The following is a 19,180-nucleotide window of genomic DNA, read 5'->3' on the forward strand; positions in this document are numbered from 1 at the left end:
GCGCCCCGTGGCAGAATGCGCGCCTGCCCCACCCGCCATTCCCATGCCCACCGAGCTCAGCCAAGCCTTCTACTTCGAAGCCGCGCACACGCTGCGCCGCTACGTCGAGGGCGAGATCGAATCGAGCAAGCGGATCCACGGCCACACGTACCACGCCGAGATCACGCTGCGCGGTGACCCCGACCGCGAGACCGGCATGGTGATGGACCTCGGCTTCGTGCGCCGCGAGCTGGCAGCGTTGCGCGAACGCCTCGACCACCGATTCCTCGATGAAGTGGAGGGCATCGGCCCGGCCACGCTCGAGAACCTCTGCGCCTTCATCGCCCGCGAGCTGCAGCCGTCGATGCCGCTGCTGGTCCGCGTGTCGGTGTTCCGCCCGGCGTCGGGCGACCGCGCGACGCTTCAGCTCGGCTGAGGAAAGCCCTCGGGCAAGACGAGGTGCGCCGTGAGCGTCGCCGGGTCCACACCCGGCGAGTGCGGCAGGCGTCCGAAGCACGGCACCGGCAGCGCGGCCTTCAGGGCGTCGAAGTAGTCGTCGGGGAAGAGCATCGTCGGCTCGACATCGGAAGCGATCCAGCCCAGCACGCGGAAGCCCCGCGCGTGCACCGCCTCGACGGTCATCCGCGCGTGGTTGATGCATCCCAGCTTCAAGCCGACCACGACCAGCACCGGCAAGCCCAGCGCGCGCGGCAGGTCGCACTGGTCGATCACCGCGTTCACCGGCGCGAGGAAACCGCCGACGCCTTCCACCAGCACCACGTCGGCCTGGGCCTTCAACTGCGCGAACGCCGCTTCGATCGGCGGCAGGGTCACCTCGACGCCATCGAGGCGCGCGGCGATCTCCGGAGCCGTCGGCTCGCGCAATGACCAAGGATTCACCAGCACATAGTCGGGGCGCGGATCGCTGGCCGCCTGAAGCGCGAGGGCGTCCTCATTGCGCAGGCCTTCCGGCGTTTCGTCACTGCCGCTGGCGATGGGCTTCATGCCCACGGCGCGCAGTCCGCGCTGGCGCAAGGCGTGCAGGAGGACGGTGCTGGTGAAGGTCTTGCCGGCGCCGGTGTCGGTGCCGGTCACGAAGAAGGCGGTCGTCATCCCGCCATTGTTGGCGAATCCGCCGTGAAGGCCGCGCTTGCCTTCGTCGCCGGGCGTCCCCATCGTTGCCCTCCCCGGCCGCGGAACGCGGCCCGCTGAACCGGATTCCAGAGCGCATGTCCTTCACCTCCGTCGCCCTCGAGGGCAGCAAAGCCGAGCAGTACGCCCAACTCGTCGACCAGGCCCGCGGCCTGATGCACGGCGAGCCCAACCGCACCGCCAACGCGGCGAACCTGTCCTCGCTCGTCTTCCACGCCCTGCCCGACCTCAACTGGGTGGGCTTCTACTTCTTCGACGGCAAGGAGCTCGTGGTCGGGCCCTTCCAGGGCTTGCCGGCCTGCGTGCGCATCGCCATCGGCAAGGGGGTCTGCGGCACGGCCGCGGCCACGCGCCAGACGCAGCTCGTCCCCGATGTGGAAGCCTTCCCGGGCCACATCGCCTGCGATTCGGCCTCGCGCTCGGAAGTGGTGGTGCCCTTGTTCAAGGGCGACACGCTGGTGGGCGTGTTCGACATCGACAGCCCGGTGCTCGACCGCTTCGACGCCGACGACCAGCGCGGGCTGGAAGCGCTCGCCGCCGCCTTCCTCGACACCCTGGCCTGATCGCGATGGCCACGCCGCCCAAGCTGCGCAATATCGGCCCGAAGTCGGCCGCGCAATTGCGGCAGGTCGGCGTTCGCACGATCGACGACCTGCGCGCCGTGGGCAGCCTCGAGGCCTTCGTCAAGCTCAAGCGCGCGGGCTTCAAGCCCTCGCTCAACCTGCTTTACTCGCTCGAAGGCGCGCTGCTCGACTGCCATTGGCAGCAGGTGCCCGACGAACGCCGCAGCGAACTGATCCTCGCCGCCGATGCCGCGAGCGCGGCGCTGCCGAAGACACAGCCGCGCTGGTTCAGTGGCGGCAATGCACCGGCGAGCGTCGTGGCCGGAGGCGACGGCGACGGTGAACCGAATGCCGACGCGGACGAGAGCCCAGCGGACGACGGCGGTGGCGACAGCGGCGACTGAGATCCGCCGTCCGGCTGCCCCGGATCGGGACGGCACGTTGGTGCTCGCGATCACGCCGAGCCATGGTGAACCCGTGACCGTGCCGATCGAGGTGGCCTCCGGCACGCGCGAGAACAGGGTCGCGAAGCGCGTCGTCGACGTGCTGCGCGAGGCCATCGGTGCCGACTACAAGATCGAGCGCGACGACGGCGAGGATGTGCTGGTGAAGCGTCGCCTCGGCCGCGATCGCTTCAACGTCACCGTCGTCAGCAACGCCATCCGCGGGGTGCGACTCAACCTCGACCAGGAGTGATCGGCACGGGGCTTGCCGTCGCGCTCGGATTGGCGACGATGACAGCCCCAGCCATCACGGACTCCTCGCCATGCCCTGGACCCTCGGACTGCTGATCGCTTTCAGCTTCTCCAGCGCCGGTGACCGCTTCGAGACGCGCCGGCACTCGCGGGTTCGCTGGCAGCCACCGAAGCGCAGCAGGCGCGCATCTGAGCGGCCGTCAACGCGGCACTCGAGCAGAAGGGCCAACCGGCCCTCGTAGCGATGCTCGCGACCTTCCTCGCGGGCCACGGCCGCGGCCTGAGCGGCCGGCGCAGTCCGTTGCATACCGTGGTCTTCGTCCTCGTCATCAGCGGGACGATCTACAGCATCGTCGAGCTGGAGTACCCGCGCCTCGGCTTCGTGACGATCAAGGATGCGGACGTCGTGTTGGCCGAGGTGCGCGGGATGATGCGCTGAGCCGCGGTGCTCAGCGCACGACGGCGTAATCGCGCGCGTTCTCGCTCCAACGCGGCGTCTCGCGGATGCGCGGCAGCACCTCGTCGACGCGCTCCACCATCGACCACATGGCGGCATGCTCGGGGTTCATGAAGCGCTCGTCGATGACCTTCCGCATGAAGGCCTGCAACCCTTCGTAGAAGCCGTTGACGCTGAGCAGCACGATCGGATTGAAGTAGAGGCCGAGGCGCTTCAGGGTGATGGCCTCGAACAACTCCTCGAGCGTGCCGCAGCCCCCGGGAAGGGCGATCACCGCATCGCTGCCGGTCAGCAGCCGATGCTTGCGCTCGCGCATGTCCTCGACGAGCTCCAGCGTCGTGACGCCCGGGTGGCCCCATTCCAGGTCGACCATGAACTTCGGGATGATGCCGATGACCTCGCCACCCTCGGCGATGGCGCCATCGGCGAGTGCGCCCATCAGGCCCTGGCCGCCGCCGCCGTACACCGTGGTGCAGCCGGCCCGGGCCAGCGTGGCGCCGAGTTCGCGGGCCGCGGCGAGGTAGACGGGATCGACTTTGCCGCTCGAGGCGGCGTAGACACAGATGCGCATGGCGGTATGGCAACAGGCCGATTCGCGCGCGTCAACGGCTGCAGACGGGGGCATTCGGCGGCCGGCGCAAAAAAAAGTGCGGTTTTTTTCGCGCGGGGGCTCACTTTTTGCGGCGTTTCAGGCGAGGATTGGCAAGTCCGAGCCGACCTGCGGGTCGCCGGGCCGGTCCCATTGCCGATCCACGGAACCTCACGAGAACCCATCACATGGCAACGAAGAAAGCAGTCAAGAAAGCTCCGGCCAAGAAGGCCGCCCCGAAGAAGGCCGCCAAGGCCGCCCCGGCAGCGCCGAAGGCCATCAAGGACACGCTGAACAAGACCGGCCTCGTCGCGCACATCGCCGAAGCCGCTGGCGTCGCCGCCAAGGACGTCCGTGGCGTGCTCGCCGCGCTCGAAGGCGCCATCGTCGGTTCGCTCAACAAGAAGGGCGCCGGCCAGTTCGTGCTGCCGGGCCTGCTGAAGATCACCTCGGTGAGCGTGCCGGCCAAGCCGAAGCGCAAGGGCATCAACCCGTTCACCAAGGAAGAGCAGTGGTTCGCCGCCAAGCCGGCCTCGACCAAGGTCAAGGTGCGTCCGCTGCGCAAGCTGAAGGCCGCTGCGGAGTAATCCCGCGCGCGCCGCGGCTCGGCGCCGATCGCGGCGCAGTCGCCAGAAAGCCGAACGGCCGGTCCCTCGCGGGGCCGGCCGTTCTCGTTTCAGCAGGTTCGAGGAGGGGCTTCCCACCCGGCCCGCTGGAAGGACAACGCGGTTGCGGCGATCACGCTGCCGAGCAAGGCCAGCGCCATGTCCTTCTGCGCGTCCCAGACGTCACCCTGGGTGCCGAGGAAGGCCATGCGCAGGTCGCCACCGAACACCAGGGCCGCGCCCCACTCGATCAGTTCGTAGAGCAGGGAATGCGAGGTGACGAAGCCCACGGCCAGCAGCCATCGCCAGAGGCGCGTGGTGGGCGCCCGCGCATCGACGATGTCGAAGACCGCCGGAGTGGCGAGCAGGCCGTAGAGGAAGTGCACGAGCCGGTCGTAGTGATTCCGTTCGACGCCGAACGCTGCCCCGGGCGAGAACCCGAGCCACGCCTCGCACCAGTCATCGATCGGCACCTCCGAATAGGTGTGGTGCGATCCAATGGCATGGAACACGAAGAAGACGAACAGCGCGATGTAGCTGCTGTCCCGCAGGCGCAGGCGCGAGGACGCCCACACCAGCAGCGGGATCGCGACGAAGACCAGCACGTTCTCCAGCCACCAGTCCGCACGGTGCTTCGGGGCGACGGCCAGGGCACCCCAGATGAGCCCGTAAACGGCGAGGAGCACCGCCGGAACGGTGCGCGTCGATGCAGGGGAAGGATGATTGGCCAAGAGAAGATCCGCCGATCGTGAGGTGGATGACCAGGCTCGTCAGAAGCCGGGTGGCAAGGAGCTATAGAACGATGTTCTTGGTTTTCTGACGCCGGGCTAGAAGCATCCCCGCCCGCTGGCCATTTGAATGCCGAGAAGCAGGCCTGTCCAGAATCAAGCGCTTTATCGTTTTGGGAGCGAGTTCAACAATGCCGGGCGCTATCGCCCCCTTCGGATGGCATCGGCGAGATAGTCTGCGAGCACCCTGACCCGCGCAGAGAGGTGGCGGTTCTGCGGATACAGCACGTGGAAGGAGCGCGAGCGGCCACCGGCACCTTGCAGCACTTCCACCAGCTGTCCGTTGCGCACCGCTTCCCTCGCCACGAAGTGGTAGATCTGAAATAGCCCCCCTCCCGCGATGGCCCACCCGACGCCGGCCAGCACATCCTCATGCACGCGCTGTCGGCTCTTGAAGGTGAGGTCGATGTCTTCGCCCGCCGCATTGCGGAAGATCCAAGGCATGGGTCTGCCCGTGCTGGGCAGTACGAACTGAATGAGATCGTGCGTTGCGAGGTCCTCCAGCGTGCGCGGCTTGCCCTTGCGTCGCAGGTAGTCGGGCGCGCCGAATACGCCGACGCTCGCCTCTTCCAGCTTGCGCGCCACGAGGCGTGAATCCCGCGGCTCGCCCAGGCGTATCGCCAGGTCGTAGCCGTCCTCCACGAAGTCGATGTTCCTGTTGGAGACGTTGAGCTCGACTTCCACGCCCGGATAAGCCGCCATGAAACCGGGCAACAAGGGCACAATTCGGTGGTGGCCGTAGAGCGTGCCCACGCTGACGCGAACCAGCCCCTTCGGCTCGCTTTGCTGGCCAGTGATGGCGCGCTCCGCCTCCGCAATCTGCTCCAACGCTTGCTGACACTCCGCGCGGTAAAGCTCGCCGTCGCTGGTCAAGCGCACGCTGCGGGTGGTGCGAGTGAAAAGCCTTACCCCGAGCCGCGCTTCCAGTCGGCTGATCGAGCGGCTCACCGAGGCCGGCGTGACGCCCAGCATCTCGGCGGCCGCGGTGAAGCTGCCCATCTCGGCCGCCTTGCAGAACAGCTCGATGCTGCCGAGTTGTACGGGGTCGAACTGCCGGGCCATTTATTCACCGATGTAAGTAAAGAAGTTCCTATGATCCAGTTTATCGGCACAAATGGACTCAATGAAGTCGCCGCCCAAGGGCAAAACGCCCCTTCACCCGAGTCTGCTTTCCCTCTGAATGACCATGAAAAACCTCTTCAAAAAGGCCCTCCTTTCCGCCGCCGCATTGGGCCTATCCACACTGTCCTGGGCAGCGCCGGCGCCCAAAGGCGAAGTCCTCGTGGTGCTGTCCAGCGAGACGGCCTTGCCGTTGCGTGATGGAAAGACCTTTCCCTCCGGCTACTACCTCAACGAGTTCGGCGTGCCTGCCGATGCACTGCAGCGCGCCGGCTACCGGCTGACGGTCGTCACGCCGCGCGGGAACCGGCCGCAGGCCGACCAGCGCTCGGTCGATCCCCAGTACTTCCGGGGCGACGCGCGGGAGATGGAGCGAATCGCTGGCGTGGTGGAACAACTCACCCAGGCCGACCAGATCAAATCGCTACCCGAGGTACTTGAGTCAGGGCTCGATCGTTATGCGGCCGTGTTCATCCCCGGCGGCCACGCGCCCATGATCGATCTGGCCAACAATCCGCTGGTCGGCCACGTGCTTCGCCACTTCAATGCGAATGGCAAGCCCACCGCCGCGATCTGCCATGGCCCTATCACTCTGTTGGCCGCCCAGGACGATCCGCAGGGCTACGAGCGCAGCTTGGGCAATGCCGACGCGGGCCGCGCCCAGAATTGGATCTACAGCGGCTATCGCATGACCATCTTCGCGGATGCGGAAGAGGCGGCCTTCGAGGCATCGCTCAACGGCGACAGACTGCGCTATTACCCGGCACGCGCCATGGCAACCGCCGGTGGCGACCTGCGGTTCGCAAAGGCTTGGGAGCCCCACGTTGTCGTGGACCGCGAACTCATCACTGGACAGAACCCCTTCTCCGACCACGCACTGGCCCAAGCGCTGATCGCGGCGTTGGCTGAGCGCTGAAACCCCGCATTCCGCCAACAACGCCGCCCACACGTCGAGCTTTTCACCATGCAGAACTTCAGCTTCCACAACCCCACCGCCATCCACTTCGGCACCGGGGCGATCGCGCAACTGAGTCAGCGCGTGCCGATCAACGCGCGCGTACTGGTGCTTTACGGGGGCAGCAGCGCCGAACGCAACGGGACCTTGGCCGAGGTGCGCGAGGCGCTTCACGGTTACCAGTTCCAAGAGTTCGGCGGCATCGAGCCCAATCCCAGCTACGAAACCTTGATGCGAGCGGTCGAGCAGGTGCGCTCGGAAGACCTCGACTTCCTGCTGGCCGTGGGCGGCGGCTCGGTCATCGACGGAACCAAGTTCGTGGCCGCCGCCGTGCCCTATACGCAAGACCCTTGGCACATCTTGGAAACGGGCGGCGCCGAGGTGAGGCAGGCACTGCCCTTTGGCTGCGTGCTGACGCTGCCGGCTACCGGTTCGGAAATGAATGCCGGCTCCGTGATCACCCGACGCGCCACCCAGGCTAAGCGCGTGTTCCACAGCGCCCATGTCTTCCCTCGCTTCAGCATCCTTGACCCGTCCAAGATGGATACGTTGCCGGCCCGCCAACTCGCCAACGGGGTGGCGGACGCCTTCACCCATGTCATTGAGCAATACCTGACCTACCCGGTCCAGGCACATGTGCAGGACCGATTGGCTGAAGCCCTCCTGCAAACGCTGGTGGACGTCGGACCCCAAGTGCTGGCCGCCGAGAATGACGCCGCAGCGCGGGCCAGCCTGATGTGGACCGCCACGCTGGCCCTCAATGGCCTCATCGGTGCGGGCGTGCCGCAGGACTGGTCGACCCACATGATCGGTCATGAACTCACGGCGCTGCACGACATTGACCACGCCCGAACCCTGGCCGTAGTGCTGCCCGCCAATCTCAAAGTGCGCCGCAGTGCCAAGCGCGAGAAGTTGCTGCAGTACGCCGAACGCGTGTGGCATCTGCGCGAGGGCACCGAAGAGGCCCGCATCGATGCGGCCATCCAGCGCACTGAGGACTTCTTCGAGTGCCTGGGCATCCCCACCCGGCTATCGGCCTACGCGCTGGGAGCCGAAGCGGTGGAACCCATCGTCAAGCAACTCGAGGCCCATGGCCTGACCACCCTGGGCGAGCGGCGCGACGTCACGCTGGCGCTGAGCCGCCAGATCCTGCAGGCCGCGCTCTGACGCCGGTCGCATCACACCTTTCCAAAGGAAATTCCATGACTTCCCGCATCCTGATGATCGTCACCTCCAATGCCCGCATGGGCGACACCGGCAAGCCGACGGGCTTGTGGGCCGAAGAGTTGGCGGTGCCCTACTACGCGCTGGCCGATGCCGGCGTCGAGGTCACGCTGGCCTCGCCGGCTGGCGGTCCCGCACCCATTGATCCGGGCAGCCTGAAGCCCGTCGGGCAGAACGACCCGGTCGTCGAGCGCTTCCTCGCTGATGAAGCCCTGCAAGCCCGGATTGCCGCCACCTCCAGGGCCTCGGAGTTCGACGGCGCCAGCTTTGATGCCGTGTTCTTCCCGGGCGGCCACGGCACCATGTGGGACCTGCCCGTAGACGCCGGCGTGACACGTGCCGTCGAGCGCGCCTTCGCAGCCCACAAGCTGATCGCCTCGGTCTGCCACGGCGCGGCAGGCCTTGTCACGGCCAAGCGACCCGATGGGCAGCCCATCGTGAAGGACCTGCGAGTCAACTCCTTCACCGACGCCGAAGAAGTAGCCGTGGGCCTCGAAAAGGTGGTTCCTTTCATGCTGGAAACGCGCCTGCGCGAACTCGGTGGCCACTTCGAGGGTTCGGCCAACTGGCAAGCCTTCGCCATCCGCGACGGCCAGTTGATCACCGGGCAGAACCCGCAGTCGTCGCACCTGGTGGCACAACAGCTGCTCAACGCGCTAAAGACCGCATGAGCATGAAGGGCGCCACCCCAATCCACAGCGTGCAGATCGGCATCAGCGAGCACGACCGCGTCGCCATCGCAGTGGGCTTGTCACACCTTCTCGCGGACACGTACACGCTGTACCTGACCACCCACAACTTCCACTGGAACGTAACGGGACCCATGTTCATCAGCTTGCATGGGATGTTCCAGACCCAGTACTCGGAGCTGTGGAGCGCCGTCGACCCCATCGCAGAGCGGATTCGCGCGCTTGGGGCCAAGGCGCCCGGCAGCTACGCGCAGTTCCAGACACTGACGTCGGTACCCGATGTGCCGAGCCAACCCCCCACAGCACTCGAGATGGTTCGCATCCTCATGCAAGGCCATGAGACGGCGGCCCGCACCGCGCGCGGCCTTTTCTCCGTGGTCGAACAAGCGGGCGACCAACCGAGCGCAGACCTTCTGACTCAGCGCATGGACAACCACGAGAAGAACGCCTGGATGTTGCGCAGCCTTCTGGAAACCTGACCAATTGACATGGCATCCCTCTTCGAACCCCTGCGCTTGAAAGACGCGGTCCTGCGCAACCGCATCGGTGTGCCTCCGATGTGTCAGTACATGGCCCAAGACGGTCTGGCCAACGACTGGCACCACGCGCACTACACCGCGCTGGCGCGCGGCGGAGCCGGACTGATCACCGTCGAGGCGACCGCGGTGTCGCCCGAGGGCCGGATCACACCAGCCTGCCTTGGCTTGTGGAACGACGCCCAGGCCGAACCGCTGGCACAGATCGCACAGTCGATCCGGAACGCCGGCGCGGCTCCCGGTATCCAGATTGGACACGCCGGCAGGAAGGCTTCCGCCCACCGCCCTTGGGAAGGCGACGACCACATCCCCGAGGGCGATGCCACCGGCTGGCAACCGATCTCGCCCTCAGCCCTCGCCTTCGGCGGCCAACTGGGCCGGGTGCCGCGTCCCATGAGCCTCGATGACATCCAGCGCGTACAGCAGGATTTCATCGCCGCGGCCAGCCGGGCGCGGGATGCCGGATTCGAGTGGCTTGAACTGCACTTCGCTCACGGCTACTTGGGCCAGAGCTTCTTCTCCACGCATTCAAATGCGCGTACCGATGCCTACGGGGGCAGCCTTGAGAACCGCGGCCGCTTCCTCGTCGACACGCTGCGCGCAGTGCGCCGCATTTGGCCCGAGCGACTTCCGCTGACGGCCCGCTTTGGGGTCATCGAGTACGACGGCGACGACGAGCGCACGCTGGCCGACTCGATATCGCTGACTCGCCGGTTCAAGGCGGAAGGCCTGGACCTTCTGAGCGTCAGCGTCGGCTTCTCCGCACCAGACGTTCAGGTGCCCTGGGGCCCAGGCTTCCTCGGCCCGGTCGCGGCTCGTGTACGCAGAGAAACAGGCATCCCGGTGTCCTCGGCTTGGGGCTTCGAGAACCCCGCGGTGGCGGAGGCCGCCATCGCCAAGGGGCAACTCGACGTCGCCCTTGTAGGGCGTGCGCACCTCGCCAATCCGCATTGGCCCTATGCCGCGGCGCGAGCGTTGGGCATCGACCATGCGGCACGTGTCCTTCCTGCGCCTTACGCGCATTGGCTCGAACGTTACCAACCCCGCCTTGCCGATTGATCGGTTGCCTCCGTCATGACCATCCATGTCTTTGCCACGTTGCGCGCTTTGCCCGGATTCGAACACGAGCTTCACGACGCGCTCCGAGCACTCGCAGCGGCCAGCCGAGGCGAAACAGGCAACGAACGCTATGAACTGTTCCTCGAGGAGGGCCAAGCAGGAGTGTTCCACCTCATCGAGGCCTATCGCGACGACGATGCCCTGGCCGAGCATCGAAAGACGGTGCACTACACGGCCTACCGCGAGCGAACCCGCAAATGGTTGATCGCGCCGCCAACAGTCCGGATCCTCCGAGAGGAAGGAATTGAGGAAGGGGCGCCTCTCGCAAGCGCAGGCTTCGCTCCAATTGCCGCCGAAGCGGGCGCTGCGATCCCGCCGGCGCGTGCCGTGAAAAACGGTGCCAATCCGCGATCCGGCCTTTCGATGCTCCCGCTGTTGCGGATCGACCACGTAGCGATCATCTGCAGCAACTTGGAGGCGTCGCGGGCGTTCTACGCCGACATCCTCGGGTTTCCGGTCGTGTCGGAACTCGACCGACCGAGCCGCCAATCCAGAAAGCTCGATCTCCTAGTGCCCGGCGGCGGCAGGCTGGAGTTGTTCTCGTTCCCCGAGACGCCCCCGCGGCCGTCATACCCGGAGGCCTGTGGCCTTCGCCATCTCGCATTCGCCGTCGCCGACATCGACGCAGCCATTGCTTGGCTTGCTCGGCATGGTGTCGACGTCGAAGTGCTCCGAATCGACGAAGGAACGGGAACGCGATTTACGTTCTTCGCCGATCCCGACGGACTGCCTCTGGAGCTTCACGAACGGACAGAGGCCGCTTTTTGAAATCCTTTAATCCTCCAAGAGTCCTCGACATGCATCTAAAGCAGCAACTCATTCTTCCAAGCCTCATCGCACTCATGTTCGCGCCCACCGTCGCGCTGGCACAGGACGACGGCGAGCTTCCCAGCGCCCGAACGATCGGAAACATCGAGGCTGTCGCCACCTTCCATGACGCCATGCCGACGGGCGTCACCGTGTCCGAGGGCGGCCGGATATTCGTCAACTTCCCGCGCTGGGGCGACGACGTGCCGTTCACCGTGGCAGAACTTCGCGACGGACGCGCGGTCGCCTATCCGAACGCATCGATCAATCATGGCGACACAACCCAACCCGAAAAGACCTTCCTCAGCGTCCAGAGCGTCGTGGCCGATGGACGCGGCCGCCTGTGGATCCTCGACACCGCAGCACCAAACTTCTCTGCGCCGGTGCGACGCGGTGCCAAGCTGGTCGCCATCGACCTCGCAAGCAACCGAATCGAACGCACGTACATTTTCCCCGAGAACGTCATCGACGAGACAACATACGTCAATGACATGCGGTTCGACTTCAGAGTCGGCAAGCAGGGCGTTGCCTACGTGACCGATTCCTCGCCAACCGGGACGGGCGGCATCATCGTGCTCGACCTGGACAGCGGGCAGGCGATCAAGCGGCTCGTCGGCCATCACTCCACGTCGGCGGATCGGTCGTTCACGCCCATCGTCGAGGGCCAGCGACTCATGAACCGCGCCCCCGACGGCACAGCGACACCGTTCACAATCGCGTCCGATGGGATTGCGCTCTCACCGGACGGAAAAACGCTCTACTTCTCGCCGTTGTCCAGCCGGCGCCTCTACAGCGTTCCGACAGAGCTCCTGCGCAATGCCTCGATCGATGACGCCACGCTCGCCAAAGCCGTCGAGGACCTTGGCGACAAAGGGGCATCCGACGGGCTCGAATCAGATGCACTCGGCAACGTCTATGCCGGCGACTACGAACACAATGCGATCCACCGCCGAACCCCCGCAGGACAATGGTCGACGCTTGCCGCGGATCCACGCATCCTCTGGCCGGACACTCTTTCGGTCGGACCGGATGGTTTCCTGTACTTCACTGCGAATCAACTGCATCGCCAAGCAGGATTCAACGGAGGCGAAGACAAACGGCACAAGCCCTACGTTCTCTTCCGTACTCGCGTGGATGCCTTGCCGGCACCTACCCGTTAGTGGGACCGATCGGCGCAAGCGGGGCTAGGCAAGGCGCTCGCCCGTCGCCGGGGCGGCGCCTCCTCGAGCAGGGTTCTTGCCTTCAACCGCCTTCGTTCATCAACGACCTTTCGGCTTCGGACCTCCCGGACACTACTCCACCGTCACTGACTTCGCGAGGTTGCGCGGCTTGTCCACATCGGTGCCGCGCGCCAGCGCGGTGTGGTAAGCCAGCATCTGCACCGGGATCGCGTGCACGACCGGCGAAAGCGGCCCGACGTGGCGCGGCGTGCGGATCACATGGACGCCGTCCTCCTCGCCGAATTGGCTGTCGGCGTCGGCGAAGACGAACATCTCGCCGCCGCGGGCGCGCACTTCATGGATGTTCGACTTCACCTTCTCGAGCAACGCGTCGTTCGGCGCAATCACCACCACCGGCATCTCGGCGTCGACCAGCGCCAGCGGGCCGTGCTTCAGCTCACCGGCCGCGTAAGCCTCGGCGTGGATGTAGGTGATTTCCTTGAGCTTGAGCGCGCCTTCCAGCGCGATCGGGAAGTGCAGGCCACGACCGAGGAACAGCGCGTGGTCCTTGGTGGCGAACGCTTCCGCCCACGCCGCGATCTGCGGCTCGAGGTTGAGCGCATGCTGCACGCTGCCCGGCAGGTGGCGCAGGGCGTCGACGTACCCCGCTTCCGCCGAGGCATCGAGGCGGCCGCGGGCCTTGGCGATCACCAGCGCGAGCGCGAACAGCGCCACCAGCTGGGTGGTGAAGGCCTTCGTCGAGGCCACGCCGATCTCGGCGCCGGCGCGGGTGAGGAACTGCATCGCCGACATGCGCGGCAGCGCGCTCTCGGCCACGTTGCAGATCGAGAGCGTGCGGTGGTGGCCTTCGCCGATGGCGTACTTCAGGGCCTCGAAGGTGTCGAGCGTCTCGCCCGACTGCGAAATGGTGACGACGAGGTTGCCCGGATTCGGCACGATCGGGCGGTAGCGGTACTCGCTGGCGATGTCGACGGCGCAAGGCACGCCGGCGATCGCTTCGATCCAGTAGCGCGCCACGAGGCCCGAGTAGTAGCTGGTGCCGCACGCGAGGATCTGCACGCCGGTGACGCCGTCCATAAGCACGGCGCCACGCGGCCCGAACAGCGCCGGGACGAAACCGGTTTCGAGGATCGGCTCGAGCGTGTCGGCGATGGCGCGCGGCTGCTCGTGGATCTCCTTCTGCATGAAGTGGCGGTACGGGCCCAGCTCCAGTGAGGCCAACGAGACGCCGGACACCTGCTCCTTGCGCTGCACAGCGGAGCCTTCGGAGTTGAACACGCGCACGCCGTCGCGCTTCACTTCCGCCACGTCGCCTTCGTCGAGGTAGATCACGCGGCGCGTCTGTGCGACGACGGCGGACACATCCGAAGCGACGAAGGCCTCGCCCTGGCCCACGCCGATCAGCAGCGGGCAGCCCATGCGCGCGGCGACCAGGCGCGAGGGATCGGACTTGGCGATGATCGCCAGCGCGTAGGCGCCGCGCAGCTCCTTCACCGCGGCCTGCGTGGCCGCGAGCAGGTCGCCGCTGGCGCGCAGGTGGTGGCGGATGAGATGCGCGACCACTTCTGTGTCGGTCTGCGAGGTGAACACGTAGCCCAGCGCCTTCAGGCGCTCGCGCTGCTCCTCGTGGTTCTCGATGATGCCGTTGTGCACCAGCGCGAGTTCGCCGTCGCTGATGTGCGGGTGGGCATTGGCTTCGGTCACGCCACCGTGCGTGGCCCAACGCGTGTGGCCGATGCCGATGTGCGCGGCCAGCCCTTCGGCGGCGGCGGCGGCTTCCATCTCGGCCACGCGGCCGGTGCGGCGCACGCGCTTCAGTTCGCCGTCCAGCACGGCCACGCCGGCCGAGTCGTAGCCGCGGTACTCGAGACGCTTCAATCCATCGACCAGCACCGGCACGACATCACGACCGGCGATCGCTCCAACGATTCCGCACATTGAGTAGCGCTCCACAGAAATCCGAAGGCGCACAGTGTAGCGGCCGTGAAGGCAGCGGCATGGCGCGACGACGGTGGAATTCTGTCCACGCGCAGGCGCCCCCAACCTTCCGCGGACACCGGCCGGACGGCCGCGGACACCCCATGAGCACCGCAAAGCACTGATTTATCGAATAATTGTGCTTGGCACGCGGCGTGCTAAGGAAGAGCCATTCCCTCACGACGTCCGCGCCGATGATCCCCGACACGTCCGCCCAAGACCGTACCGTCGCCGCGCCGAAGCGCCGCCTGCCGTGGCCCGCCATCGGCGCCACCGTCGGACTCGTGGCGGTGCTGGTGGCGGTTTGGGCCTGGGCCGGCGCCGGCCGCTCGGTGAGCGCCGACCGCCTGCGTATCGCCACGGTCGAGCGCGGCTTGCTGGTGCGCGACGCGCAGGTCAACGGCCGGGTGGTGGCGTCGGTGAGCCCGACGCTGTACGCGCCGGCGGCGTCGACGGTGAACCTGAGGACGCGCGCCGGCGCCACCGTGAGGAAGGGCGATGTGCTGGCCACGCTCGACTCGCCGGAGCTTCGCGCCGAGCGCGACCGCGAGCTCGCGACGCTGCGCGGCTTCGAGGCCGACGTGGCACGCCAGCGCATCCTCGCGCAGAAAGCGCGACTGCTCGCCGCGCGCACCGCCGACGAGGGACGCCTCGCCCTGCAGACGGCCCAGCGCGACGCCGAGCGCACGGCCCGAGCCTGCGAGCTGCAGGCCATCCCCCGCGCCGACTGCCTGCGCTATGCCGATGCGGTGGAAGCGGCGCAGGTGCGCGCTCGCCACAGCGAGGCCGATGCCGGTCTCGAAGGGCAGAACGCCGCGTTGGAATTGAAGAGCCGCGAGGAGGCCTTGGCCCGCCAGCGCGCCGTGGTCGCCGACCTCGAGCGCCGCGTCAGTGACCTCGATCTGCGCTCCCCGGTCAACGGCATCGTCGGCAGCATCGCCGTCGCCGATCGCGCGGTCGTCCCCGCGAATGCGCCGCTGATGACCGTGGTCGATCTCTCGCAACTCGAAGTGGAACTCGAAGTGCCGGAGACCTACGCCGACGACCTCGGTCTCGGCATGCGCGTCGAAGTGCGCATCGGCGCCCAGAACGTCGGCGGCGAGCTCATGACCATCGCGCCCGAAGTCCTGAACCGCCAAGTCCTTGCGCGCGTCCGCCTCGACGCACCGCCGGAGGGCCTTCGCCAGAGCCAGCGCGTCAGTGCCCGCGTGCTGATCGAGGAGAAACCCGATGTGCTGAAGCTGGCACGCGGCCCTTTCCTCGAAACCCAAGGCGGCCGCTTCGCCTACGTGATGGACGGCGGCGATGCCGTGCGCCGGCCCATCAGCGTCGGCGCCACCGCCGTCGGCGCCATCGAAATCGTCGAAGGGCTGCGGGAAGGCGAGCGCGTGGTCATAGCCGGCACCGACCTTTTCGAAAACGCTGAACGCGTGCAAGTCAACGAGTAGCGCCACGCGGCCTTGCGGCCTCGGCACCCCTTCCCCTCTCTACCTTCCGACGGAACCCCACATGCTTACGATGAAACAGCTCTCCAAGGTCTACCAGACCCACATGATCGAGACCCACGCTCTGCGCGGCATCGACATGGCCGTTCGCGAAGGCGAGTTCGTCGCCGTCACCGGGCCCTCGGGCTCGGGCAAGACCACCTTCCTCAACATCGCCGGCCTGCTCGAGGAGTTCACCGGCGGCGAGTACCACCTCGATGGCGTCGATGTCCGCGGGCTCGACGACAACCAGCGCTCGCGCCTGCGCAACGAGAAGCTCGGCTTCATCTTCCAGGGCTTCAACCTGATCCCCGATCTCAACCTGTTCGACAACGTCGACGTGCCGCTGCGCTATCGCGGCTTCAAGGGGCCTGAGCGCAAGCAGCGCATCGAGGAGGCACTGGCCAAGGTGGGCCTCGCCTCGCGCATGAAGCACTATCCGGCCGAACTCTCCGGCGGCCAGCAGCAGCGCGTCGCCATCGCCCGCGCGCTCGCCGGCAGCCCGCGCCTGCTGCTCGCCGACGAACCGACCGGCAACCTCGACACGCAGATGGCCCGCGGCGTGATGGAGCTGCTCGAGCAGATCAACGCCGAGGGCACCACCATCGTGATGGTGACGCACGACCCGGAGCTCGCCGCGCGCGCGCAGCGCAACATCCACATCGTCGATGGCCAGGTCGTCGACCTGCAGCGCCTCGCCGCGGCCTGAGGAGTCCGACGCAATGTTCCGCTACCACCTCAAGCTTGGCCTCAAGAGCCTGCGCCGCGCGCCGGTGCTCACCGCACTGATGGTGCTCATCCTCGCCGTCGGCATCGGCACCAGCATGACCAGCCTGACCCTGCTGCTGGCGCTCTCGGGCGACCCTGTGCCACAGATGAGCGGCAAGCTGTTCGTGCCACGCCTGGATGCGCGGCCGCTGGAAAGTTACACCGCCGGTGACGAGCCCGACTTCCAACTGGGCTACATCGATGCCCGCAATCTGCTGCGCGACGCCAAGGGCACGCGGCAGACCGTGCTGTTCGGCATCGCCCCCGCGGTCGACAGCGGCCGTGATGATCTTCAGCCCTTCTTCGAGGACGGCATGACGGCCACGCGCGATGCCTTCGCCATGTTCGACGTACCTTTCGTCGAAGGCGGCCCTTGGAGCGCCGAGGACGACGCCAACGCCGCGAAGGTCGCCGTGATCGGGCAAGACCTTGCGCAACGCCTGTTCCCTGGCGGCAAGGCGGTGGGCCAGCGCATCCGTCTTGACGCGCGCTACTACACCATCACCGGCGTCATGGGCCTTTGGCAGCCGGTGCCGAACTACATCCGCGTGTATGGCAGCAGCGCCACCGGCCGCCCCCAGCAGCTGTGGATTCCGTTCAGCACTGCCGTGCAGTTCGAGTACAGCAACAACGGCACGACCAACTGCCAAAGTGTCCCCGAGCCGGGCTACCAGGGCTTTCTGGACTCCGAGTGCACCTGGTTGCAGTACTGGGTGCAACTGGACGATACCGACCAGGTGCGGGCCTACCGCGACTACCTCTCGGCCTACGTGGCCGAGCAGAAGAAACTCGGCCGCATGCCGCGCCCACCCAACGTCGCATTGCTGCCCCTGATGGCGCATCTGGAGAAAGCCGGCGTCGTCGGCAACGACCAGCGCCTGTCGAGCTGGTTGGCCTTCGGCTTCCTCGGCGTCTGCCTGGTGAACCTGATGACCCTGATGCTGGCCAAGTTCACCGCGCGCCACGGCGACATCGGCGTGCGTCGCGCACTCGGCGCCACCCGCGCCCAGATCTTCCAGCAGTACCTCACCGAAGCCGGGGTGGTCGGCGCCGTGGGGGCCGTGCTGGGCGCGGCACTGGCCTGGTATGGGGTGCATCTGGTGGGCCGGGCGACCGCAAGCGCCGAAGACTTCTACCGGATGGACCCTGGCCTGCTGGCAAGCAGCGTCGTGCTGTCGGTGCTGGCCGCGCTCGTGGCCGGCCTGTTGCCCACCTGGCGCGCCTGCACGGTGCGCCCCGCCCTGCAATTGAAGAGCCAGTGAGGCCCGCCATGGAACTCCGCCCCATTCTTTCGGCCATGCTGCGCAGCAAGACCGGCGTCCTGCTGATCGCGCTGCAGATCGCCCTCACCCTCGCCATCCTGACCAACGCCCTGAGCGTCATCGACGACCGCCTGCGCGAAGCCAAGCGCCCCAGCGGGTTGGACGAGGCCAACACCTTCCACCTCGCAGTGATCGATCGCGAGGCCAAGCTGGGGGATGGCGTGGTCGACAACGATCTCGGCCACCTGCGCGCCCTGCCCGGGGTCGAGGCCGCCGCCTGGGTGAGCCAGGTGCCACTGATGCAGTCCGGCAGCAACAACGGCTACCAGCGCCAGCCGGACCCGTCGGGTGACTATGTCATCGCGACGAACTACATGGTCGATGCCGAGGCCTTCAAGGCTTGGCCGCTTCGTCTGACCGAGGGTCGGTCCTTCGGTGCCGATGCGATGATCGAGGTCGACCGTACGCTGCCGGGCCAGCCCGCACCGAGGGTCGCCGTGATCACGCAGGGCCTCGCGCGCGCGCTCTGGCCGGATGCAAGCGCTGTGGTCGGGAAGAGCTTCTACGAGGGCTCGGCAAGCGTGCCGATCGAGGTCATCGGCGTGGTCGAGACGCTGGTGTCCCCCTGGGGTCGCGGATGGAACGATGGCAGCAATGCCGTGCTGTTCCCCGTCGTCGAACGCCAGCGCTACAACATCTACGCGGTGCGTACGGCGCCCGGGCAACTTGACCGGGTGATGAAGGAGGCCGAAGCCACGCTTCTGGCCCAGGTGCCGGGGCGGATGGTGTCCTACAACGAGGCAATGGCCGAGACCCGCGCCGACCGCTACGGCGGCGAGCACACGCTGGTCAACGGCCTGCTGGTGGTCGTCGCCCTGCTGCTGGTGATGACGGCGAGCGGCATCGTCGGCCTGGCCTCGCTGTGGGTGAACCAGCGCCGCAAGCAGATCGGCGTGCGTCGCGCGCTCGGCGCGCGCCGCGTCGACATCCTGCGCCTGTTCGTGACCGAGAACGTGATGATCACGGGCATCGGCATCGTGGTGGGCTGCGGGTTCGCACTGGGCCTCAATGCCTTGATGATGGACCAGCTCGAGTTGCCGAAGCTGCCCTTGGGGTATCTCGGGCTGGGCTCGGCGGTGCTGCTCGTGCTCGGCATCGCCGCCGTGCTCGGCCCCGCCTTGCGCGCCGCCTCGGTGCCGCCGGCGGTGGCCACGCGGAGCGCCTAAACTCC

Annotated in this window: 22 protein-coding genes and 1 pseudogene; 18 read left to right on the forward strand and 5 right to left on the reverse strand. The window is 67.0% G+C overall.

From position 1 onward, the window contains the following. The first annotated feature begins 43 nt into the window (after positions 1-43). Positions 44-415 carry a 6-carboxytetrahydropterin synthase gene (locus O9280_RS16860; protein WP_298345544.1) on the forward strand — a complete coding sequence of 124 codons (372 nt, stop codon included), beginning with the start codon at positions 44-46 and terminating at the stop codon, positions 413-415. On the opposite strand, the gene bioD is transcribed toward O9280_RS16860, so the two are convergent. Continuing rightward, positions 403-1,092, reverse strand: a complete 690-nt coding sequence (bioD, locus tag O9280_RS16865) for a dethiobiotin synthase (RefSeq protein WP_298345547.1) — start codon at positions 1,090-1,092, stop codon at positions 403-405. The genes O9280_RS16860 and bioD overlap by 13 nt on opposite strands. A gap of 116 nt (positions 1,093-1,208) precedes the next feature. Here bioD and O9280_RS16870 point away from each other — a divergent pair, with 116 nt between their 5' ends. The 4 genes from O9280_RS16870 to O9280_RS16885 all read left to right on the forward strand — a co-directional run bounded on the left by O9280_RS16870 (position 1,209) and on the right by O9280_RS16885 (position 2,828). Continuing rightward, positions 1,209-1,694, forward strand: coding sequence for a GAF domain-containing protein (locus O9280_RS16870; RefSeq protein WP_298345550.1), 486 nt, complete (start codon positions 1,209-1,211; stop codon positions 1,692-1,694). 5 nt (positions 1,695-1,699) lie between these two features. Then, the gene (locus tag O9280_RS16875) at positions 1,700-2,098 is read left to right on the forward strand and encodes a TfoX/Sxy family protein (protein ID WP_298345553.1); all 399 of its coding nucleotides are present in this window, start codon (positions 1,700-1,702) and stop codon (positions 2,096-2,098) included. 73 nt (positions 2,099-2,171) lie between these two features. Next, positions 2,172-2,390 carry a hypothetical protein gene (locus O9280_RS16880; protein ID WP_298345555.1) on the forward strand — a complete coding sequence of 73 codons (219 nt, stop codon included), beginning with the start codon at positions 2,172-2,174 and terminating at the stop codon, positions 2,388-2,390. A gap of 243 nt (positions 2,391-2,633) precedes the next feature. Further along, positions 2,634-2,828 (forward strand): hypothetical protein, encoded by a 195-nt coding sequence (locus O9280_RS16885; protein WP_298345558.1) that lies wholly within the window; start codon positions 2,634-2,636, stop codon positions 2,826-2,828. A gap of 10 nt (positions 2,829-2,838) precedes the next feature. On the opposite strand, the gene O9280_RS16890 is transcribed toward O9280_RS16885, so the two are convergent. Further along, entirely contained in the window at positions 2,839-3,417 is a 579-nt protein-coding gene (locus O9280_RS16890; protein WP_298345561.1) for a TIGR00730 family Rossman fold protein, read from the reverse strand. Positions 3,418-3,623: 206 nt separating this feature from the next. Between O9280_RS16890 and O9280_RS16895 the strand changes: the two genes are divergently transcribed. Further along, on the forward strand, positions 3,624-4,022 hold the full coding sequence (locus tag O9280_RS16895) for an HU family DNA-binding protein (RefSeq protein ID WP_298345564.1): 399 nt from the start codon (positions 3,624-3,626) through the stop codon (positions 4,020-4,022). A gap of 89 nt (positions 4,023-4,111) precedes the next feature. Here O9280_RS16895 and O9280_RS16900 read toward each other — a convergent pair whose 3' ends face one another. Together O9280_RS16900 and O9280_RS16905 are read right to left on the reverse strand one after the other, a co-directional pair. Then, entirely contained in the window at positions 4,112-4,726 is a 615-nt protein-coding gene (locus tag O9280_RS16900) for a DUF2238 domain-containing protein (protein WP_298345568.1), read from the reverse strand. 243 nt (positions 4,727-4,969) lie between these two features. After that, positions 4,970-5,890 carry a LysR family transcriptional regulator gene (locus tag O9280_RS16905; RefSeq protein ID WP_298345571.1) on the reverse strand — a complete coding sequence of 307 codons (921 nt, stop codon included), beginning with the start codon at positions 5,888-5,890 and terminating at the stop codon, positions 4,970-4,972. A 118-nt stretch (positions 5,891-6,008) separates the two neighbouring features. On the opposite strand from O9280_RS16905, the gene O9280_RS16910 reads away from it, so the two are divergent. From O9280_RS16910 to O9280_RS16945, 8 genes and pseudogenes are all read left to right on the forward strand, one after another. Then, the gene (locus O9280_RS16910) at positions 6,009-6,863 is read left to right on the forward strand and encodes a type 1 glutamine amidotransferase domain-containing protein (RefSeq protein ID WP_298345574.1); all 855 of its coding nucleotides are present in this window, start codon (positions 6,009-6,011) and stop codon (positions 6,861-6,863) included. 48 nt (positions 6,864-6,911) lie between these two features. Next, the gene (locus tag O9280_RS16915; RefSeq protein ID WP_298345577.1) at positions 6,912-8,069 is read left to right on the forward strand and encodes an iron-containing alcohol dehydrogenase; all 1,158 of its coding nucleotides are present in this window, start codon (positions 6,912-6,914) and stop codon (positions 8,067-8,069) included. 35 nt (positions 8,070-8,104) lie between these two features. Then, the gene (locus O9280_RS16920) at positions 8,105-8,797 is read left to right on the forward strand and encodes a type 1 glutamine amidotransferase domain-containing protein (protein ID WP_298345580.1); all 693 of its coding nucleotides are present in this window, start codon (positions 8,105-8,107) and stop codon (positions 8,795-8,797) included. Continuing rightward, positions 8,794-9,294 carry a DNA starvation/stationary phase protection protein gene (locus tag O9280_RS16925; protein WP_298345583.1) on the forward strand — a complete coding sequence of 167 codons (501 nt, stop codon included), beginning with the start codon at positions 8,794-8,796 and terminating at the stop codon, positions 9,292-9,294. Before O9280_RS16920 ends, O9280_RS16925 begins: the two co-directional genes overlap by 4 nt. 9 nt (positions 9,295-9,303) lie before the next feature. Further along, positions 9,304-10,410 carry an NADH:flavin oxidoreductase/NADH oxidase gene (locus O9280_RS16930; RefSeq protein WP_298345586.1) on the forward strand — a complete coding sequence of 369 codons (1,107 nt, stop codon included), beginning with the start codon at positions 9,304-9,306 and terminating at the stop codon, positions 10,408-10,410. 15 nt (positions 10,411-10,425) lie between these two features. After that, a pseudogene (locus O9280_RS16935) lies at positions 10,426-10,647 on the forward strand (antibiotic biosynthesis monooxygenase); the annotation flags it as partial. Positions 10,648-10,833: 186 nt separating this feature from the next. Then, positions 10,834-11,238, forward strand: a complete 405-nt coding sequence (locus O9280_RS16940) for a VOC family protein (RefSeq protein WP_298345645.1) — start codon at positions 10,834-10,836, stop codon at positions 11,236-11,238. 29 nt (positions 11,239-11,267) lie between these two features. Next, the gene (locus O9280_RS16945; protein WP_298345588.1) at positions 11,268-12,437 is read left to right on the forward strand and encodes an L-dopachrome tautomerase-related protein; all 1,170 of its coding nucleotides are present in this window, start codon (positions 11,268-11,270) and stop codon (positions 12,435-12,437) included. A 132-nt stretch (positions 12,438-12,569) separates the two neighbouring features. On the opposite strand, the gene glmS is transcribed toward O9280_RS16945, so the two are convergent. After that, on the reverse strand, positions 12,570-14,396 hold the full coding sequence (gene glmS, locus O9280_RS16950; RefSeq protein ID WP_298345591.1) for a glutamine--fructose-6-phosphate transaminase (isomerizing): 1,827 nt from the start codon (positions 14,394-14,396) through the stop codon (positions 12,570-12,572). A 233-nt stretch (positions 14,397-14,629) separates the two neighbouring features. On the opposite strand from glmS, the gene O9280_RS16955 reads away from it, so the two are divergent. From O9280_RS16955 to O9280_RS16970, 4 genes are all read left to right on the forward strand, one after another. Next, a complete protein-coding gene (locus O9280_RS16955) occupies positions 14,630-15,883 on the forward strand; it encodes an efflux RND transporter periplasmic adaptor subunit (protein WP_298345594.1) in 1,254 nt (417 codons plus the stop codon). 61 nt (positions 15,884-15,944) lie between these two features. After that, complete coding sequence (locus tag O9280_RS16960; RefSeq protein ID WP_298345598.1) at positions 15,945-16,628, forward strand: ABC transporter ATP-binding protein; 684 nt, start codon at positions 15,945-15,947, stop codon at positions 16,626-16,628. 13 nt (positions 16,629-16,641) lie between these two features. Then, a complete protein-coding gene (locus O9280_RS16965; protein ID WP_298345601.1) occupies positions 16,642-17,949 on the forward strand; it encodes an ABC transporter permease in 1,308 nt (435 codons plus the stop codon). Positions 17,950-17,957: 8 nt separating this feature from the next. Beyond that, positions 17,958-19,175: an FtsX-like permease family protein gene (locus O9280_RS16970; RefSeq protein WP_298345604.1), complete on the forward strand. Its 1,218-nt coding sequence runs from the start codon at positions 17,958-17,960 to the stop codon at positions 19,173-19,175. Positions 19,176-19,180 lie beyond the last annotated feature (5 nt).

Source organism: Silanimonas sp., assembly GCF_027531545.1.
Taxonomy (GTDB): domain Bacteria; phylum Pseudomonadota; class Gammaproteobacteria; order Xanthomonadales; family Xanthomonadaceae; genus Silanimonas.

Excerpts from the sequence above, each read along its gene's own strand:
- O9280_RS16920 (WP_298345580.1), top strand. The coding sequence starts at position 8,105 with ATGACTTCCCGCATCCTGATGATCGTCACCTCCAATGCCCGCATGGGC.
- O9280_RS16875 (WP_298345553.1), top strand. The coding sequence starts at position 1,700 with ATGGCCACGCCGCCCAAGCTGCGCAATATCGGCCCGAAGTCGGCCGCG.
- O9280_RS16895 (WP_298345564.1), top strand. The coding sequence starts at position 3,624 with ATGGCAACGAAGAAAGCAGTCAAGAAAGCTCCGGCCAAGAAGGCCGCC.
- O9280_RS16885 (WP_298345558.1), top strand. The coding sequence starts at position 2,634 with ATGCTCGCGACCTTCCTCGCGGGCCACGGCCGCGGCCTGAGCGGCCGG.
- O9280_RS16960 (WP_298345598.1), top strand. The coding sequence starts at position 15,945 with ATGCTTACGATGAAACAGCTCTCCAAGGTCTACCAGACCCACATGATC.
- bioD (WP_298345547.1), bottom strand. The coding sequence starts at position 1,092 with ATGACGACCGCCTTCTTCGTGACCGGCACCGACACCGGCGCCGGCAAG.
- O9280_RS16870 (WP_298345550.1), top strand. The coding sequence starts at position 1,209 with ATGTCCTTCACCTCCGTCGCCCTCGAGGGCAGCAAAGCCGAGCAGTAC.
- O9280_RS16965 (WP_298345601.1), top strand. The coding sequence starts at position 16,642 with ATGTTCCGCTACCACCTCAAGCTTGGCCTCAAGAGCCTGCGCCGCGCG.
- O9280_RS16940 (WP_298345645.1), top strand. The coding sequence starts at position 10,834 with ATGCTCCCGCTGTTGCGGATCGACCACGTAGCGATCATCTGCAGCAAC.
- O9280_RS16890 (WP_298345561.1), bottom strand. The coding sequence starts at position 3,417 with ATGCGCATCTGTGTCTACGCCGCCTCGAGCGGCAAAGTCGATCCCGTC.
- O9280_RS16915 (WP_298345577.1), top strand. The coding sequence starts at position 6,912 with ATGCAGAACTTCAGCTTCCACAACCCCACCGCCATCCACTTCGGCACC.
- O9280_RS16930 (WP_298345586.1), top strand. The coding sequence starts at position 9,304 with ATGGCATCCCTCTTCGAACCCCTGCGCTTGAAAGACGCGGTCCTGCGC.
- O9280_RS16945 (WP_298345588.1), top strand. The coding sequence starts at position 11,268 with ATGCATCTAAAGCAGCAACTCATTCTTCCAAGCCTCATCGCACTCATG.
- O9280_RS16925 (WP_298345583.1), top strand. The coding sequence starts at position 8,794 with ATGAGCATGAAGGGCGCCACCCCAATCCACAGCGTGCAGATCGGCATC.
- O9280_RS16970 (WP_298345604.1), top strand. The coding sequence starts at position 17,958 with ATGGAACTCCGCCCCATTCTTTCGGCCATGCTGCGCAGCAAGACCGGC.
- O9280_RS16860 (WP_298345544.1), top strand. The coding sequence starts at position 44 with ATGCCCACCGAGCTCAGCCAAGCCTTCTACTTCGAAGCCGCGCACACG.
- O9280_RS16955 (WP_298345594.1), top strand. The coding sequence starts at position 14,630 with ATGATCCCCGACACGTCCGCCCAAGACCGTACCGTCGCCGCGCCGAAG.
- O9280_RS16905 (WP_298345571.1), bottom strand. The coding sequence starts at position 5,890 with ATGGCCCGGCAGTTCGACCCCGTACAACTCGGCAGCATCGAGCTGTTC.
- glmS (WP_298345591.1), bottom strand. The coding sequence starts at position 14,396 with ATGTGCGGAATCGTTGGAGCGATCGCCGGTCGTGATGTCGTGCCGGTG.
- O9280_RS16910 (WP_298345574.1), top strand. The coding sequence starts at position 6,009 with ATGACCATGAAAAACCTCTTCAAAAAGGCCCTCCTTTCCGCCGCCGCA.